The sequence below is a fragment of the Sediminibacillus halophilus genome, from assembly GCF_900103695.1.
Taxonomy (GTDB): Bacteria; Bacillota; Bacilli; order Bacillales; family Amphibacillaceae; genus Sediminibacillus; species Sediminibacillus halophilus.
On record NZ_FNHF01000001.1, the window covers coordinates 908,318 to 925,832 of the forward strand.

15 protein-coding genes, 1 pseudogene and 1 riboswitch are annotated in these 17,515 nt (G+C 44.7%); of the genes and pseudogenes, 5 read left to right on the forward strand and 11 right to left on the reverse strand.

The features are described 5' to 3' along the window. Window positions 1-137 precede the first annotated feature (137 nt). The 3 genes and pseudogenes from BLR82_RS04625 (at window position 138) to BLR82_RS04635 (ending at window position 2,760) form a co-directional block, all read left to right on the forward strand. Window positions 138-1,124 (forward strand): NAD(P)H-quinone oxidoreductase, encoded by a 987-nt coding sequence (locus BLR82_RS04625; protein WP_074597802.1) that lies wholly within the window; start codon window positions 138-140, stop codon window positions 1,122-1,124. Window positions 1,125-1,221: 97 nt separating this feature from the next. Further along, a pseudogene (locus tag BLR82_RS04630) lies at window positions 1,222-1,591 on the forward strand (HAD-IA family hydrolase); the annotation flags it as partial. Between the two features lie 152 nt (window positions 1,592-1,743). Continuing rightward, entirely contained in the window at window positions 1,744-2,760 is a 1,017-nt protein-coding gene (locus BLR82_RS04635; RefSeq protein WP_074597803.1) for an LLM class flavin-dependent oxidoreductase, read from the forward strand. A 280-nt stretch (window positions 2,761-3,040) separates the two neighbouring features. Here the strand turns inward: BLR82_RS04635 and BLR82_RS04640 are convergent, their stop codons facing one another. After that, window positions 3,041-3,301 carry a DUF3006 domain-containing protein gene (locus BLR82_RS04640; protein WP_074597804.1) on the reverse strand — a complete coding sequence of 87 codons (261 nt, stop codon included), beginning with the start codon at window positions 3,299-3,301 and terminating at the stop codon, window positions 3,041-3,043. Window positions 3,302-3,307: 6 nt separating this feature from the next. Continuing rightward, window positions 3,308-4,564: an MBL fold metallo-hydrolase gene (locus BLR82_RS04645; protein WP_074597805.1), complete on the reverse strand. Its 1,257-nt coding sequence runs from the start codon at window positions 4,562-4,564 to the stop codon at window positions 3,308-3,310. A 385-nt stretch (window positions 4,565-4,949) separates the two neighbouring features. Here BLR82_RS04645 and BLR82_RS04650 point away from each other — a divergent pair, with 385 nt between their 5' ends. Next, window positions 4,950-6,473: a glycine betaine uptake BCCT transporter gene (locus BLR82_RS04650; RefSeq protein ID WP_074597806.1), complete on the forward strand. Its 1,524-nt coding sequence runs from the start codon at window positions 4,950-4,952 to the stop codon at window positions 6,471-6,473. Window positions 6,474-6,515: 42 nt separating this feature from the next. Here BLR82_RS04650 and BLR82_RS04655 read toward each other — a convergent pair whose 3' ends face one another. From BLR82_RS04655 to BLR82_RS04695, 9 genes are all read right to left on the reverse strand, one after another. Beyond that, on the reverse strand, window positions 6,516-8,228 hold the full coding sequence (locus tag BLR82_RS04655; protein ID WP_083334703.1) for a CocE/NonD family hydrolase: 1,713 nt from the start codon (window positions 8,226-8,228) through the stop codon (window positions 6,516-6,518). Window positions 8,229-8,311: 83 nt separating this feature from the next. Further along, window positions 8,312-9,193 carry a glycine betaine ABC transporter substrate-binding protein gene (locus BLR82_RS04660; RefSeq protein WP_074597807.1) on the reverse strand — a complete coding sequence of 294 codons (882 nt, stop codon included), beginning with the start codon at window positions 9,191-9,193 and terminating at the stop codon, window positions 8,312-8,314. A gap of 68 nt (window positions 9,194-9,261) precedes the next feature. Then, entirely contained in the window at window positions 9,262-10,092 is an 831-nt protein-coding gene (locus BLR82_RS04665; RefSeq protein WP_074597808.1) for an ABC transporter permease, read from the reverse strand. Beyond that, window positions 10,089-11,288, reverse strand: a complete 1,200-nt coding sequence (locus tag BLR82_RS04670; protein ID WP_074598273.1) for a quaternary amine ABC transporter ATP-binding protein — start codon at window positions 11,286-11,288, stop codon at window positions 10,089-10,091. Before BLR82_RS04670 ends, BLR82_RS04665 begins: the two co-directional genes overlap by 4 nt. Before the next feature lie 38 nt (window positions 11,289-11,326). Next, window positions 11,327-11,797, reverse strand: coding sequence for a thioesterase family protein (locus tag BLR82_RS04675; RefSeq protein WP_074597809.1), 471 nt, complete (start codon window positions 11,795-11,797; stop codon window positions 11,327-11,329). 2 nt (window positions 11,798-11,799) lie between these two features. Continuing rightward, window positions 11,800-12,774, reverse strand: coding sequence for an L-carnitine dehydrogenase (locus BLR82_RS04680; protein ID WP_074597810.1), 975 nt, complete (start codon window positions 12,772-12,774; stop codon window positions 11,800-11,802). Then, a complete protein-coding gene (locus BLR82_RS04685) occupies window positions 12,771-13,664 on the reverse strand; it encodes a beta-keto acid cleavage family enzyme (protein ID WP_074597811.1) in 894 nt (297 codons plus the stop codon). The genes BLR82_RS04680 and BLR82_RS04685 overlap by 4 nt, the downstream gene beginning before the upstream one ends. A gap of 701 nt (window positions 13,665-14,365) precedes the next feature. Continuing rightward, window positions 14,366-14,902: a TetR/AcrR family transcriptional regulator gene (locus BLR82_RS04690; protein WP_074598274.1), complete on the reverse strand. Its 537-nt coding sequence runs from the start codon at window positions 14,900-14,902 to the stop codon at window positions 14,366-14,368. Between the two features lie 161 nt (window positions 14,903-15,063). After that, window positions 15,064-16,014: an alpha/beta hydrolase gene (locus BLR82_RS04695; protein ID WP_074597812.1), complete on the reverse strand. Its 951-nt coding sequence runs from the start codon at window positions 16,012-16,014 to the stop codon at window positions 15,064-15,066. Window positions 16,015-16,175: 161 nt separating this feature from the next. Continuing rightward, a riboswitch (SAM riboswitch) is annotated at window positions 16,176-16,279 on the forward strand. 104 nt (window positions 16,280-16,383) lie between these two features. On the opposite strand from BLR82_RS04695, the gene BLR82_RS04700 reads away from it, so the two are divergent. Beyond that, window positions 16,384-17,514, forward strand: coding sequence for a 5-methyltetrahydropteroyltriglutamate--homocysteine S-methyltransferase (locus BLR82_RS04700; RefSeq protein ID WP_074597813.1), 1,131 nt, complete (start codon window positions 16,384-16,386; stop codon window positions 17,512-17,514). The last annotated feature ends 1 nt before the right edge of the window (window position 17,515 follow it).

A 17,515-nucleotide genomic window follows, 5' to 3' on the forward strand; every position in this document is an offset into this window, starting at 1 on the left:
ATTTATATATCGCATAAGGCCCGTCTATGCTTGTGAATCTATATCCAGCCGGTTCAAATTTTTCCCGTTGGCAGGGGGCTGTGATAGGATAAAAACGATAGAGACCATTAAATACTGGAGATAAAGGAGTTTTTATAATGAGAGTAATTACAGTCAAGCAGCCAGGCGGCGCTGAACAACTCCAGCTAAGTGAACGTCCAAAACCGGAACTGAAATCCGGTGAATTGTTGATCAAGGTAAAAGCAGCAGCCATCAACCGAACCGATATTATCAATCGTCAGACCTCTTCCGGTTATTTAGATTTTGACGTGTTAGGTATTGAAGTAGCAGGTATAGTCGAGTCAGCCGGAAATGATACAGGAATCAAGCCCGGTACGAAGGTAATGGGATTGGTAAATGGCGGAGGTTATGCGGAATACGCTGTTATGCCTGCAGACCGGGCAATGATCATTCCTGACAACCTCTCGTTCGAAGAAGCAGCAGCAATACCAGAAGTGTTTTTAACCGCTTACCAAACATTATTCTGGCTGGGAGAACTGAAGGATAAAGAAACCGTCCTGATCCACGCAGGCGGGAGTGGAGTCGGAACCGCCGCAATTCAATTGGCCAGGCAGCTTGCGGACGCTCATATCCTTACAACTGCAGGTTCCAGCCAAAAGCTCGATTTTTGTAAGTCGTTAGGCGCTGACACCACCATCAACTATAAAGAGCAGGACTTTGACAAAGAAGTGCTGGCCGCCACCGACCAGTATGGGGCGGCAGTCATCCTTGATTTCATCGGTGCTTCGTATTACCGGAAAAACCTGAACAGCATTCAAACCGATGGCCGGTGGATCTTAATAGGCTTGTTAGGTGGCGCGCATCTGGAAAACATTAACTTAATGGAATTGATGAGCAAACGGGTTCAATGGAAAGCCACTCTGCTTACGCCAAGGTCTGATCACTATAAAGCTGAACTTACAGCCGACTTTGCAGGAAGAGCACTGCCTTTGTTTGAACAAAATAAATTAAAACCAATCATTGATAAGGTTTTTCCAATGGAAGAGGTCCAGGATGCACACCGCCGCATGGAAAGCAATCAAAACATTGGTAAAATCATTTTAAAAATGGATGAATCAGATTGATTTTAATATGGAAGCGGAACTCCGGGTCCGCTTCTTTATTTATTAAGATCCAAATAATCAGCTGTCATTTTATGTTTATTTTAAAATAGATAGTAGTGAATGCTTTCAAACTGCTATAAATATCATAAATACATTAAAGGAACATGTGGAAGTTGCTATTATCACAAACGGTACGACGCAGCGAAGCAAAAATAATTACTACCGGTTTCAACCACTGCTTTGATACGGTAATCATTTCCGAAGAAGTGGGTTACAGTAAGCCTGACAAACACATATTTCAATTAGCATTAAAGGAGCTACAAGTCCAACCGGAAGCAGTAATATTTGTGGGAGACGACCTGAGAAAGGATATTGCCGGTTGTCAAAATGCTAATATGAAGGGTATATGGTTCAGTCCTCATGCCAAAGAGAATACAACTGGTATAAATCACTTCCTTAGAACAGGTATCCTTTTTAACAATAGCTAGATTAATGATGGCCTGTTTATCTTAATTGCTCCATGCTGACTTCCTCTTCTACCACCATCGAATCTAGCTGCCCATGAAACAGAATATTGGACGGTGTTGGTGATTAGCCGTATGATTTAGTGGCAGTGATTTACAAAAGGAGTGGGAATGTAATGACAACCAATCAGGCAACTTTTTTTAACAATATACCCTTGTCGGTTCTCGACCTTGCGCCCATCAATGAAGGAAGCAATGCGGGACAATCCTATAAAAACACAGTCGATTTGGCTCAGCATGTAGAAAAGTGGGGATTTAACCGCTACTGGCTGGCAGAACATCATAACATGCCGGGGATTGCCAGCTCTGCAACTTCTGTAGTAATCGGCCATGTAGCGGGAGCTACCGACCGTATCCGAGTCGGTTCTGGAGGTGTCATGCTGCCAAACCATGCGAGTTTAGTAATCGCCGAACAGTTCGGAACATTGGAATCCATGTACCCAGGACGGATTGACCTTGGCTTGGGCCGTGCACCCGGAAGTGACCAGGCTACAGCTTATGCTCTTCGACGCACCTTGAATACGACACCAGAAGACTTTCCTCAGCAGGTGGAAGAATTAGAAAGTTACTTTGATGAAAATTCTTCGGCGAGGGTTCGCGCTTATCCGGGAACAGGACTGAATATCCCGATATGGCTGCTTGGATCCAGCGGGTTCAGTGCCAGACTGGCTGCAATGAAGGGATTGCCGTTTTCATTTGCCAGTCACTTTTCACCAGATTACACCCTTCCTGCTTTGAAAATTTATCGGGATCATTTTCAACCGTCGGCAAACATGGACAAACCGTATGCCATGCTAGGCGTAAATATCGTGGCCGCCGACACGGACGAACGAGCTCAGTACTTGGCAACTTCGCAGCAGCAGCAGTTTTTGAGCATTACTCGCGGCCAGCCATCCAGACTGCAGCCGCCTGTGGAAAACATTGACGACTTATGGGCTCCGCATGAAAAGGCAGCCGTAGCAAAAACGCTCGAATCACCGGCATCTATTATTGGAGGTCCGGAAACAGTAAAACAAAAATTGAAGGAATTCATCAAGGAGACAGAAGCCGATGAGCTGATCATCAATTCTCAAATCTTCCATCACGAAGACCGGCTGCGTTCCTATGAAATCGTTGGAGACTTAATGAAGTAGATAAAACGACGAAAAAAATCCAGTCTACTATTGCATAAAAAACCATCAGCGTTCTTATCATACGCTGATGGTTTTTTATGCACCCAGTGATTGAAGGATATTTGGCTCAGTCCAATATCGCTTCATCTAGCGGAAGTATACTTTGCATGAAGGCTGGAATAGCCATGTCTGCCAAAATCAAAGCTTGCTTCCAACCACTTCCCATGTCATTTCTCTGCACGTGTCTGGTTAAAAACAAAACAGGCTTGAGCTGCTTGCTCAAGCTCCCCCATTTCGATTACTACCGTTTAAATTTACTTCCTTTTGATCGGGAACGCATCCGATCCCTTAACATTTCCGCGTTCTCTTGACGGTTTGACGTCTTTTGCTTATCAATACGAATGTTTTCTATGTCACCTTCATGGACGGTAAATTCCAACCTGTCGTGTACTTTTGCTCCTTCAGGAAGTAGCCTCTTATCAGTAACAAATTCCTTGCCCTCTTCTTCAGCAAGAATAACAGCAAATTTTTCGTCTTCAATACGGTCCAAAACACCTTTCATGTATAATCATCCTCCTATACAAGCAATTCCTTGACCTTTAATGTCATTCAGTCGGGATGGTCCAATGCCACTGACTTTTGTCAATTCATCGATTGACTGAAATGGACGCAGATCGATTACATCCTTTGCTCGCTCCGCCCCAATATGGATAATTCCCTGTAGCTGTTCGGAACCGGCGCTATTAATGTCGATGCATTGTCCCTTCGTGTCTTGTCCTGCTTCTGTTGACTCCGTCTCTTTTTCCACTGTTTGCTCCTGCTGATTAGACTGCCCTGCTTTGATTTCTCCATTTTCATGAGTGGTCACTTGATAGGATTTTCCATCCGTTGTCACCATGATAGTACCATGTGCATCGGTTCCGTATAACTCCGCCCCTACATTCCTGACTCGGTCTATCACTTCCTCATGTGGATGTCCATATTGATTATCGGCATCTGCACTATAAATGGCCAATTCAGGAGAAACGGCTTCCAAAAAAGTTTGGCTGGTTGACGTATCGGAACCGTGGTGACCCAACTGCAGAATCTCCGCGTCCAGATTGATTGCACTGTCGATCATTTCCTGTTCCTGTGCCTTTTCCGCATCGCCGGTAAAAATGAAATCAATATCTCCATAGGACATCTTAAAAGCAAGCGATTCCTGATTCGTCTCTCCGGAAATCGAGGCAGGATAAAGAACCTCAACCTGTAAATCACCAACATCGTACCGATCTCCTAAACGCGGTTCTTCATAACCTGCTTGGTTGGAGTCGATTGCTTCCATGACCCGTTGATATGTGTCCGATGTACTTGTGTTTCCAGACATCCATACTTCGCCAACTTCAAACTGATTGATCACTTTATCAAGTTGGCCAATATGATCAGCGTCAGGATGTGTTCCGATGGCGATGTCGATTTGAGAAATGCCTTGGGAATGTAAATAGTCGACTACATCATGGTTATCCCAGTCTCCAGCATCGAGCAATATCTTATAAGAACCAAATGAAAACAGCGTTGCGTCCGCCTGGCCTACATCAATAAAATGCACCTGCATTTCCGGAAGGGAACCTGAACCTGTGTCGGTTTCTTCAGCAACTGCTTCCTTTTCTGAATTTTCTTGTTCAGTGTCTGTTTCATTTGAAGATGGTTCTGGCTTATCCTGGGTTTCTTCTGTTTGCTGGTTATCCTGTTTGTCTATAGAAGCGGAATCCTGCTCCCCCGTACCGCATCCTCCTAAAAGCAGCAATAACAGGATGGCAATAAAATATAAACATTTCTTTTTCAATCCAATTCCCCCTCAAAGCTGCATTTTACCATTCATTTCTCCTTTTCACCATTGGAAGAAAGATGTAATTTCTGTTTTTTATACACATTTTAAATATGCCTCTCCTTATCCTGTAAACTGTTGTTTCCCATGCCAAGCCGGAACTGCAGAAAGAAAGTATCTAACAGAAACATAAAAGCGAATTATAAAAACAGATTTAATGCTAAATATAAATGAAATGGTACAACATAGCAGGCTGTATTTATCCAGTCATCTTTTTTTAATTTTTTTAGGGACACATTTTCCGTTTTTTCTCTTGCCACAAGGGTACAGTCTATTAGAGTGCCTTCGTGAAGTATTGCATACTCTTTTTTAAACTTTGGTTCAAGGAAGGAGCTAGAACAGAATGTGGAAGAAATTCACACCAGTATTTAAAGTATCCGCTGGAGTTATGTTAGTTTTAGTCATTTTAGGTGTGGCGTGGCCTGACGGATTGGAAACAGCCACCACCAATATTCAAGCCTTTATCGCCAACAAATTTGGCTGGTATTACTTAATCGTTGTAACCTTGTTCGTGATTGTTTGTTTAGTTCTATTAATCAGCCCTGTAGGCAGAATCAAACTTGGCAAACCGGATGACAAACCGGAATTCTCCAGAGCAACCTGGATAGCCATGCTGTTCAGTGCCGGAATGGGGATCGGATTGGTATTCTGGGGAACAGCAGAACCGATCAGTCACTATGCCACCAGCTCACCGACTGGAGAAATAGGCACACAGCAGGGAATTAAAGATGCCCTTCGTTTTACGTTTTTCCATTGGGGAATTCACGCTTGGGCCATCTATGGAATTGTTGCCCTTGTGCTAGCCTATTTCAATTTTCGACATGATCGCTCAGGACTAGTCAGCTCGACTTTACAGCCGTTGATTGGAAAAACAGCTGAAGGAAATACCGGAAGGGTTATCGATATTCTTGCTGTTATCGCCACTGTTATGGGGGTTGCGACTACACTGGGATTTGGCGCTGTCCAAATAAACGGCGGTTTATCTTACTTATTCAATATACCTGTAAATATCATCATACAGTTTATTATTGTAGCAATCGTTACGGTGCTGTTCATGATTTCGGCTTGGACAGGTCTCAGCAAAGGAATACGTTACCTGAGTAATGCCAACATGGTACTAGCTGTTATTTTGTTTGGTATGATTTTCGTAATGGGACCGACATTATTCTTGTTGAACATATTTACCAACACGTTAGGATCTTATGTGCAGCATTTACCAGGGATGAGCTTCCGCATTGCACCACTTGACCCGGATATCCGACAATGGATCAATGATTGGACCATCTTTTACTGGGCATGGTGGATTGCCTGGTCTCCGTTCGTCGGTATTTTTATTGCTCGTGTATCCAGAGGACGCAGCATACGGGAGTTTGTGTTCACTGTATTGCTTGTCCCATCCGTAATTGGATTTCTTTGGTTCGCTACTTTCGGAGGAACAGCTATTTCACTGGAGCATGAAGGAATAGCCAACATTTCCGAGTTGGCCACAGAAGAATCTCTATTCGGGGTTTTTTCCAACTATCCGTTCGGTATGGTCGCTTCGATCATCGCCATGATTCTGATTGGTACGTTCTTTATTACTTCAGCAGACTCCGGGACGTTCGTACTGGGTATGATGACGACAGGCGGTTCCCAGAATCCAGGACACTTCATCAAGCTTACATGGGGTGTATTGCTTTCAGCTACTGCACTGGCACTCTTATACACCGGCGGTTTACAGGCACTGCAAAACACGATGATCATTGCAGCCTTGCCGTTCTCGATTATCATGCTTCTGATGACAGCAAGCTTTGTCAAATCATTGTACCGGGAGTCCCGTGAGCTAGGCATTGGTCGTATAAACCAAGGCAAGAAAAACAAAAAATAGGGATAATAAACGGCAGCTGAGCATATTCAGCTGCCGTTATATTTAAGTTGGAATGACAGGTAGTAAAATGTAGGATGGATGATCTTCGTCATGGTAAATGGTCTGACTGGCCGGAAGCATTGCTTCAGAATCTATTGTTGAATTCCCTGTATTGGGGTTGACATCATAACGTGGAAAATTGCTCGACGAAATTTCCACGCGAAGAGAATGACCCGGAAGAAAGACATTGCTTGTCGCCCATAGATCCAACCGATAACAAACGGCATCGGTCATACGCTCAGGGATTGGTTCACCCCGGACAATACCATCTGTTATATTATAACTCTTCCCGTCTGGACAAACGTCGACTAGTTTTGCGGTAAAGTCAGTTGAGACAGCATCGGTTGCTGCCCATATCACCACCTCTATCGGGCCTGTCACCTCTAAAGGCTCCTTCAATTCTTCGGATGTATAAACAAGCACATCAGACCTTGCTTCTATTCTCCTCTGGTCGCAAGGCCCTGTATTCTGTCCCTTATAAAACAAGCCGTTCCCCCCCAAGGTTGGTACCGGATTGGCCGGATCATAAATGAAATGGTCCGGCGGCTCAGCTCCAGGTTTCATGGGTGAGAGGGTTCCAGTTTTCACCCCTGCTTTTCCATTGCTGTGGAGATAATAAGGGGTATAGCGGGTCCGTGCAAGCGGCCATTCTTTTTCTTCACGCCATTCATCAATGCCCATCACAAATAATTGAACCGGCGCACCTTCTCTCCCAGAAGCAGAAGTGGCGGTCTTCAGCTTTTTGTCAAACCATTCCAAATGCAAGGAAGTAATGTCTCGCTTTTCATTCATCCAATCTCCGGCACTATGGGCTCCAAAGAAACGTTCCCCTTGAACAGCAGAAAAATCTCCGTGTCCCCATGGACCGATGATTAAGCACTGCTCTTCCCCGGCTTTGCACATTTCCTGGTAATTTTCCAATGTAGAGCCGAGAAAACAATCATACCAGCCGGCTAGATGATATGCGGGCAGTTCAAGAGAAGGCAATCGATGTTTTATCGAAGCTTTACTTTTGGAGACATTGGATATTTCCTGGGTAATAAATTGTTGATACAAAGATAGTACCGGGCCGAGATTCAGCAAAGGCGGCCATTCGATTAGCGGAACATGATGATAAAAATCATTGATATGGTGAAGTGCTGTCTCTATTTCTTTCCTGGCAGCTGGATAATCATCTGGACATTCCCTGTGAATCAAATCCGGAGCAATCGAATCCAGCATCCATGTTGCAAACAACCCATACTTCAATGCACCTTGCCGAAACAGCATATCTTCCTTTATGCTGCTTCCGGCCTGAGCGGGAAAGACCGCTTTTAAGGAAGGTGGTGATTCCGCCGCAGCAAATAACTGGGTAAAGCCATAATACGATAAACCAAACATACCTACCTTGCCATCACAGTAAGGTAGATTCGCAGCCCATTCCACCGCATCGTAGCCATCATCTGCTTCATGGATGAATGGAACAAATTGCCCTTCGGATGAAAAACGACCACGGACATCTTGGATAATGACCACATAACCGGACGCTGCCAAGCGGAAAGGATCTAGATACCGGTGAGAAAAATCTGCGAGATTTTTATTGTACGGATGTCTTGTCAGTAATACAGGATACCTGCCATCCCGGTCTGGACGATATACATTTGCGTATAATGTCACCCCATCGCGCAGCCGACAGGGCACGTCTTTTTCGAATACGACTGGTATAGTTTTCGTCACTACTTTCACCTCTTTCCTTTATTTTATCTAGAGAAAAGGTCTGTCACGGCTGCATCAGCCGCAAACAGACCCCTTTTCCACTGTTATTTACCAGTCATTTCATTTATCTTATCCTGGTTGTTTTCGATCCACTCACGCGCTACCTCTTTTGGATCCTGGTCTTCTTCTTCGATTTTCACAATCATTTCTTCGACATCATCAATGGAAATACTCCAGTTGCTCAGGAATTCATATGCTTCTGGGGCGTTTTCCTTCAAATCTTTATTTGTTACCACATGGACAGAAGACGTTTCAAAGAAGCCTTTGTCATTCTTTAATACTTTTATATCATATTTATTAAACATGGTGTGCGGGCGCCAGCCAAAGAAAATGACCGGTTCTTCCTGACTCATCAAGCGTTGAGCCTGAGCTAGCATACCACCTTCAGAAGAAGCGACGTGCTCGATATCAAGACCGTACTCTTCGATCATTTCTTTTGATTCTTTCGTTGCGCTTGCCCCTTCTTCAATGCCGTACATTTTATTGTCAAAAAGATCTTCTTTTCCTTTTAAATCTTCTATGCTATTGATATCTTCCATATATTTTGGAACTACCCAGCCAGTATCGGCTTCAGGATAACTTACTGCAGTATCTTCGACAGAATCGGAAAATTTGTCCAGATGAACTTTGTGCATTGGAAACCAAGAGTCCATGAATACATCGATGTCCCCGCGGGAAAGTCCCATGAAAACACTGCCTACATCAGCATCCGTGTGTTCTACCGTATAGCCCATATCCTCCAGAACCAAGCTGGCAATTTCAGTCGGAGGCACAGTGCTTGTCCAAGGTGTGACACCGAATGTGATGGTTTGATCTTTACTCTCACTTGCTTCTTCTCCGCTTCCTTCTGATTGATTGTCAGAAGAACATCCGGCCGTCAAAACTACAAATAGCGCGGCCATGAGACCGATTAAAAATTTTTTCATACTAATTTTCTCTCCCCTGTTTTTTTATAGTTGAAATCCAGCCGTGCATAAACGGGCTTATGGATTCATTAAAACCTTTTTCCTAATCCTTGGGTGATGCGGTCCAATATGATGGCTAAAACAACAATTCCAAGTCCACCGGTTAAACCGAGTCCAACGTTTACCGTTGAAATACCAGAAAGGACGGTCGACCCTAAGCCAGGAGCTCCGATCATCGAAGCAATGACAGCCATCGATAGTGCAAGCATGATGGTTTGATTGACACCTGCCATGATTGTCGACAACGCCAACGGAAGTTGAACTTTAAACAGAAGCTGCCATTTTGTTGTACCGAATGCCCTGGATGCCTCCACCACATCTTCCGGTACTTGCTTGATACCCAGGCTGGTCATGCGGACAGCCGGAGGCGTAGCAAAAATAAAGGTAGAAATAACAGCCGGAACACCGCCGAGTCCAAATAGCAGAATTGCCGGGATTAAATAAACGAAACTAGGCAACGTCTGCATAAAGTCCAAAATCGGACGAACAATTTTGTCTACTACGGAACTGGTAGCCGTCAATATTCCGACAGGAACACCGATAAGCACCGACAACAACGTCGAAACCAGCACAATGGCCACCGTTTGCATCGCAGCTGGCCATAATTCTACCGAGCCTAAATAGACGCATCCAATTAAGGTGAACAATGCCATTCCTTTACCGGCGATTCGCCAGGACAACACAATCAGGATGAGGGCGATCACTTCTGGTGGAACGACAATCAAAAGATTGGTGACCGCTTCGATAAAAGCCCCCAAAACTTCACTGATTGAATTGAAAAATCCTCCCATAACCGGCAGCAACCAATTATTCACAAAGGAATTTGTCCAGTCTTCCAATGGGAAATGGAAATAGTTCATAATGAAGTCACCTCATCTTTCTCTTTTCCAAGTACCAGACCTGACAGGATCGATACGCGGGAAATGATGCCCAACAGCCGCCCGGCCTCGATAACCGTGATCGGGTACTTGGCATCGACAGCAATTCCGATCAAGTCATGTAGTGGCGTATGCGGTGCAGCAGAAGCGATATCGGTAATCAGCACTTCTTCCAGATCAATTTTTTCTTTATATGCTCGGATGGCGTCGTCAATGGTCAATAACCCTTTGAAATTCTTCTCTTTGTCTACGACAAAAATACTCGACGCTCCGGCTTCTTCCATTTTCCGGACGGCTACACGGGGACCGTCCTTATATGTCATCAGCACTTCCGGCTTTTTCATGACATGAGAAGCTTCCAGGACCTTGGATCGGTCTACATCCTTCACAAAATTGGAGACATATTCATTTGCGGGGTTTTCTAAAATTTCTTCAGAGGTACCGACTTGGACAATCCGCCCGTCTTTCATGATGGCTATTCTGTCTCCAAGTTTTAATGCTTCATCCAAGTCATGCGTAATAAACAAGACGGTTTTTCCGAGCTTGTTTTGCAGATGAAGAATTTCATCCTGCATTTCTTTTCGGATGATCGGGTCCAGTGCACTGAATGCCTCGTCCATTAAGAGAATGTCTGTGTCATTGGCTAATGCTCTCGCAAGCCCTACACGTTGCTGCATTCCACCACTCAGTTGGTTCGGATAGCTAGCTTCATAGCCTTTCAATCCTACATCTTCGATTGCTTTCTCTGCTTTCTGGTATCGTTCCTGTTTCTCGACTCCTTGAATTTCCAGTCCATAAGCCACGTTGTTCAAGACCGTCCTGTGTGGCAATAAACCAAATTTTTGAAAGACCATGCCGAGTTTTTTGCGTCGTGTTTCTATTAAACTGGTTGTATCCATTTGTGTGATATCTTTTCCGTCGATCCGAACTTCTCCATCTGTCGGTTCGATCAAACGATTGATCAAACGGATGAGTGTCGATTTCCCGCTTCCGGACAACCCCATGATGACGAAAAATTCACCTGGTTCGACAGCGAATGTCGCCTGATTCACACCGACAGTCATGCCGGTTTTTTCTAAGATTCCGCTTTTTTGTTCCCCGTTTTTCAAACGTTTCAGCCCCTGCTGGGGATGGGAGCCAAAAATCTTGGTCAGATTATTTACTTCAATCTTATTCACAAGCATTCTCCTCTCCTGAAACCACCGGGCAGGGTGGACTAGCGTTTGATGCCGATGCGCCTGCCCGCTTGTTTCGGTATTGATAATTGTTGCTGAGCTTCCCGCAGCTGCCTGATGGCAGCAGCGACTGGATCCGGGAATGGAGCAGGTCTGCCTTGCTCGCTATTGATCCCCATCAGCATTTGCTCGCTCGTTGCCAGCAAATCACCTTCCGTGTTTTTCATGGTGAAAAATACATGCAAACGTTTTGCATCCTCATCAAGCAATTGAATGTCCAGTCTTAGTTCCTGGCCGCGATGTGCTTCCTGCAAATAACAAATATGCGACTCAAGGGTAAAAATCGTATATCCCCAACTTTTACGTGTTTCCTCATCCAATCCAATATCATCAATAAATGCATCAACAGCCTGACTGAATGCCTTCGCATAGGCAGCATCGTTCATATGGCCGTTGTAATCCACCCATTCATCATGGACCAGATTTTGATAATGAAACGGTTTGTTGGTCATCTTTACTCACCTCTTTTAGCGATGCTTTTTGTTTCCGGCCAGTAATCCTCCACTAAATCCAGGACTCTGACGAGAAATTCATTCCGTTTGCTTTCCAATTCGGCAATAGAGGCATCACCAGCATGGGATTCACACCCTTCAATGACTCTTTCTTTCAACTCATCGGTCAATTCAGGTGCGACCAGTTTGGTCCACGGCTGCTTCAAAGCTGGCCCAAATTGCTGGAGCATATGACGCATTCCTTGTTCACCGCCAGCCAAATGGAATGTCAGGAATGGACCCATTTGTGCCCAGCGCAGACCTGCTCCATATATAATGGCGGCATCCACTTCCTCAGTTGTCGCTACTCCGTCATTCACCATATGAAGCGCCTCACGCCATAGAGCTTCCATTAAGCGGTCAGCTAAATGACCCTCGATTTCTTTCCGGATGACCAGCGGCTTCATTTGGATAGCAGCATAAACTTCTTTTGCTGCATTGATTGTTTCCTGACTGGTAGCTTTTCCGCCGACCAATTCCACTAACGGCAAAATATAGACTGGGTTGAATGGATGGGCCACAACAAGACGTTCCGGGTGCAGCAAGCCTTCCTGCAAGGTCGAAGGCATAATGCCGGAAGTACTGGATCCGATAATCGCGTTTGGCTTGGAATGCTGATCGATGCTTGCCAGCACGCTTTTTTTCAGTTCCTCCCGTTCTGGAACGTTTTCTTGTATCAGGTCAGCTTGTGCAACTGCTTCTTCAATGGTAGGAACAAAGCGCAAGCGGTCAATGGTTGCCCCTTCAGCCAATCCGATTTCCTCCAGAGACGGCCATGCCAATTCCACTGCACGGCGTGTTTTTTCTTCTGCTCCTTCGGCGGGATCAAAGGCTACCACATCATGGCCATTAGCCAAGAAGCGTGCGATCCACCCGTTGCCGATAACCCCGGTACCGATGACTGCAAATGTCTTCGTTGATTGTGTTGTTTGATTCATGATTTAATTCCCCCGTTCGGGTTTCTCAATCCGTAATTTTCACGGGCTTCCTGCGGTGTCATCACTTCCATGCCGTTTCCGTGCAGCATGGTGACTGCCTTTTCGACAAGCTGGTCATTTCGTGCAAAAACGCCTTTGCTCAAATACAGGTTGTCTTCCAAGCCCACGCGGACATTACCACCTAGCATCGCTGCTTGAGCAGCTATTGGCAATTGCATTCTGCCAATGCCAAATGCGGACCAATAAGCATTTTCAGGCAATCGATTTTTCATATATGTCATGGTTTCGACATCCGCTTCTGCTCCCCAAGGAATACCCAGGCAGAATTGAAACATTGGATCGCCGTCTATCAGTCCTTCATTGATAAGCTGTTTAGCAAATCGAAGATGGCCGGTGTCAAAGCATTCCAACTCCGGTTTCACTCCACTTGCCTGGACAAGCTTTGCCTGTTCGCGTAGCCAGTCTGTTGGGCTAAGATAAATCATGTTGCCAAAATTTGTACTGCCACAGTCCAACGTACACATTTCAGGAAGCAGCTCTCCTACCGGTTCATGTCTCTCTGCCGGTGTCTGCATATCGGTTCCATTCCCACCGGCTGCCGGTGTGTCAAGACTGGGGATGAAGTCCCCGCCCCCACCTGAAGTAATGTTGATGATCACATCTGTTTCCGATTCACGGATACGGTCTACAATCTCTCGGTAATGATCAATATGATGACTGATCCCTCCTGTCTCCGGATCACGGGCATGTACATGTGCCACAGTAGCTCCGGCTTTCGCGGAAGCAATGGCTGCTTCTGCAATTTCTTTCGGGGCAACAGGTACATGCTTGCTTTTTTTCGTCGTATCTCCTGCGCCTGTAACGGCTGCGGTCAAAAGAACTTTATTCATGAAGGATTCCTCCCTATTTATTTCGTAAGTAGATTTTGAATTTTTACTGTACTGTCCGGACGGTTTGAAAACACGTTTTAAACTATACCATCCAGACGGTTATGTTTCAAACCGGCCACCTGTGTGTAAGGGGTTACATTATCTTTCAAAATTGAAGAAGAACTGCCCAATACCTTGTCATGAGTGGGTTGAGAGGTGGGATAAAACTTTTTGAAATTTGTTTGGTTTTGTTGAAGGATGCACAAGAAAAAAAGGTTAAAGAAAGGAGGAGCGTCGATAAAACGAGTCTGGGACATAACAAGATTGGATTTTTCTTTAATCGACTTCCTTTCATTCTATTGGTTTAGTGCCGTTTCCAACCATGGCAGCAAGATAGTGAGCTTGCCAGAGGGGATAATTATCTAAGAGAAGGTTTTTCTATCTGCTAAGTTAATTTGCAGATTATTGAATACATAAAAACCGAGCGAATTCGCTCGGTTTTGTTTCGCCACTAGGTCTTTGGACCTGCCTCCAAGTGGTTCTATCGTCTTTTTTCCGTTTCATCTTTTGGCACAAGATACTGCTATCACTTAATAACAGGCGTTTTTGCTGAAGAGCCGCTGATATATCGACATTTCGCGACCTGAGCCGTATAAGACAATCATTACTATCCGTCCAGTTAAAGGGTGAGAAAAAATGCTGTCTATAAAAAGGAAACAGCCCTATTCGTTGGCCCACTCTAATAAAGTTTTATAAACTTCTTCCTTTTTCTCCGGCTCGATATGATAAATATCAAATAACTCCGCCAGCCAGATGCCGTCTGAAGCAAGACGGATAATGGTTGCCTTTACAGGATCAATCCCATCCTCTTCTATTTCCTGCTGCCATTCAGCATAAAGTTCCCGAATGGGATCAAGCAGTTTTTCATTGACCGCCTTTGCTGCCAGCAATCCGGCATTCATGTCTTTATTTTGATACACTTGATTAAACGTGACGTTTACATAGGCACGCACCCACTGCCCTTTTTCTTCTGGATCCATCTCTGCATTGTTGGCGATCTTTTCCCGATAGTTATTGGTTAAGTGTTCTACCATTCCTTCTACCAGGGCTTCCTTGGAAGGAAAATGGTACAATAATCCTCCTTTACTGATACCAGCTTCCTCCGCAACAGCTTCCAAGGTCAGATTAAATATCCCACGTTCACTAACGATTTTAGATGCAGCAGTAAGTATTTCTACTTTTCTAGAATGTCTGCCCATGAAAATCTCCTCTTGATTATCAGATTTTATGCCCTTTACTATACTACCTGGACGGTTTTGTTTCAAATATAATTTTATCCTGGCTAAACGTTTCTCCTTGCCAAAAACGCTTACAACCCTTTCTACGATGGCTTTCGCTAAAGAGGAAAATTCTTTCATTTTCAAAAGCCAAGAGCCGATTCGATAAATGCTTCCAATCGTTTTTGAAATTCAGCGGTGGCAGCAGCGTAAGCATCCGTATGCCCCGCTCCCGGAACAATCCATAACTGTTTTTCACTGTTAGCTGCCTCGTACAATCGATGTGCCATTTCGGTGGGGACGAGTTCATCCTGGTCTCCATGAATAATAAATAATGGCCGGGTATTGTTTTTGACCTGCTTAATGGCTGAAGCCTCGCCAAACCAGTAACCAGCACGAAGTTTAGTCATACCACTGGTGATGGATATCAAGGGAAAAGCAGGTAGATGATACAAATGTCGAAGTTGATGAGACAATTCTTCGCTGACATCCGTATATCCACTATCCGCAATGATTCCTTTTACTTGAGAAGGCAAATCCTCCCCGCTGATCATCAATACTAATGCTGCTCCCATCGAGTTCCCATGTAAAAAGATGCTGTCCATTTGATAGTCATCGATTAGTCGTTGGATCCAATTTTGGTAGTCCAGACGATCGTGCCAGCCATATCCTATATAATCTCCTTCGCTATCCCCATGCCCCCGGGCATCCGGCATAAGGATCGAAAATCCATGTTCATAGTAGAATTTAGCAAGATCCCCCATTTGTTCCCCAAATCCACGGTAACCATGTGCCAGGATAACCGCTTTTCCAGAAGCTTGGGGATGCTCTAAAAAATGCGCCCGCAGTTTCAACCCATCGTATGATGTCATCTCCAGTTTATCCAGTTTCTGCGTGGCGAACCATTCTTGCGCTTCAACAAGTAATTTTCGATCCGTTTCGCTGTTCGGTAACTCCACAGGTTCTTCACTGTAAAGTTCAACTTTCTCCCCGCGCTTCACTCCCTGGTTGTAAAAATAATCACTTGCTCCGAGAAGAACTGCAACAATCAGAAAGACAATACTGCCAGTAATCCAAGCTATTCTCTTTTTCATTCCATCCCCTCTTACAAATCTTTTTATCTATCTTTGTACTCATTATATCGGAAACAAATTGGAAGCGCAGTCATTTTCTCGATCTAAAAAAATTGAAAATTCCTATTGTTTTTCTTTTTCATTTAGTGTAAGGTTAATGACAATCATTGAAACTGAATAAGCGCTTATCAAGAGAGGTTAAGGGACTGGCCCGAAGACGCCTCAGCAACCAGCCAATCAGGTATGGTGCTAAATCCAGTAGACATTTTTGTCTAGCAGATAAGAAGAACGTGGATTGAAAGAGCCTTCTTCTTAGAAGTCTCTTTTTTGTTTTCTTAATCAAAAAGACAGAAGGAAACTATTTTACTCATTAATGAAAGGGAGAATCTCATGAAAAAAAATCAGTTTGACCAACCTGTAAACGTGCTTCTTAACCCTCCGTTTAAAGGAGATCATGTCGGCAGCCTGCTGCGTCCGGAAAGGCTTAAACATGCACGATTGCAACAGCAAAAAGGGGAAATAACAGCAGAACAACTTCGAACCGTGGAAGACGAGGAGATTATCCGGGTAGTAGAAAAACAAAAACAGGCTGGCCTTCAGGCTGTGACAGATGGTGAATTCCGCCGTTCCTGGTGGCACTTTGACTTTCTTGAACAACTAGAGGGCGTAGAAGCTTACGTACCGGAAAGCGGAATTCAGTTCCATGGTAAAAAAACGAAGGCACGCGGTATAAAGATCACAGGAAAAGTTGACTTCAGCGAGCACCCAATGGTGGAAGATTATAGATTTTTACATAATATAGCCGGGGACCATACTGCCAAGATGACGATACCAAGTCCGAACATGTTGTATTTTCGCGGAAAACTGGAATACTCCCCTTATGAAGACCAGGAAGTGTTTTTCGCTGACTTAACCACTGCATACAAAAAGGCGATCCAAGCTTTTTATGATGCCGGCTGTCGTTATTTACAACTCGATGATACCTCTTGGTCGTTGTTCTTCTCGGAAGACGGACGCTCGCGCATACGCGCAAGCGGGCAGAACCCGGACGAACTCAGCCACTTTTTTGCCCGATGCATCAACGAATCCATTGCCGACAAACCAGATGACCTGACTATCACCATGCACATTTGCCGGGGAAATTATCAGTCCACCTGGGCCGCTTCCGGTGGTTATGACGCTGTCTCTGAAGTGATTTTCGGCGGTCTGGATGTAGACGGTCTGTTCCTTGAATACGATGACGACCGTTCCGGAGGCTTCGAACCACTGCGTTTTGTCAATCGTTCAGATTTGCAAATTGTTTTGGGACTGGTCACTTCCAAACACGGCAATTTAGAGGACAGAGAATTTATTAAGAAACGCCTCGACAAAGCAGCGGAACATGTAGACAAGGATCAGTTATGCTTGAGCCCCCAATGCGGTTTTGCCTCGACAGAAGAAGGAAACCTGCTGACAGAAGAGGAACAGTGGGCTAAATTACGCCATGTTGTAAACATTGCCGATGAAGTATGGAATAGCTGAC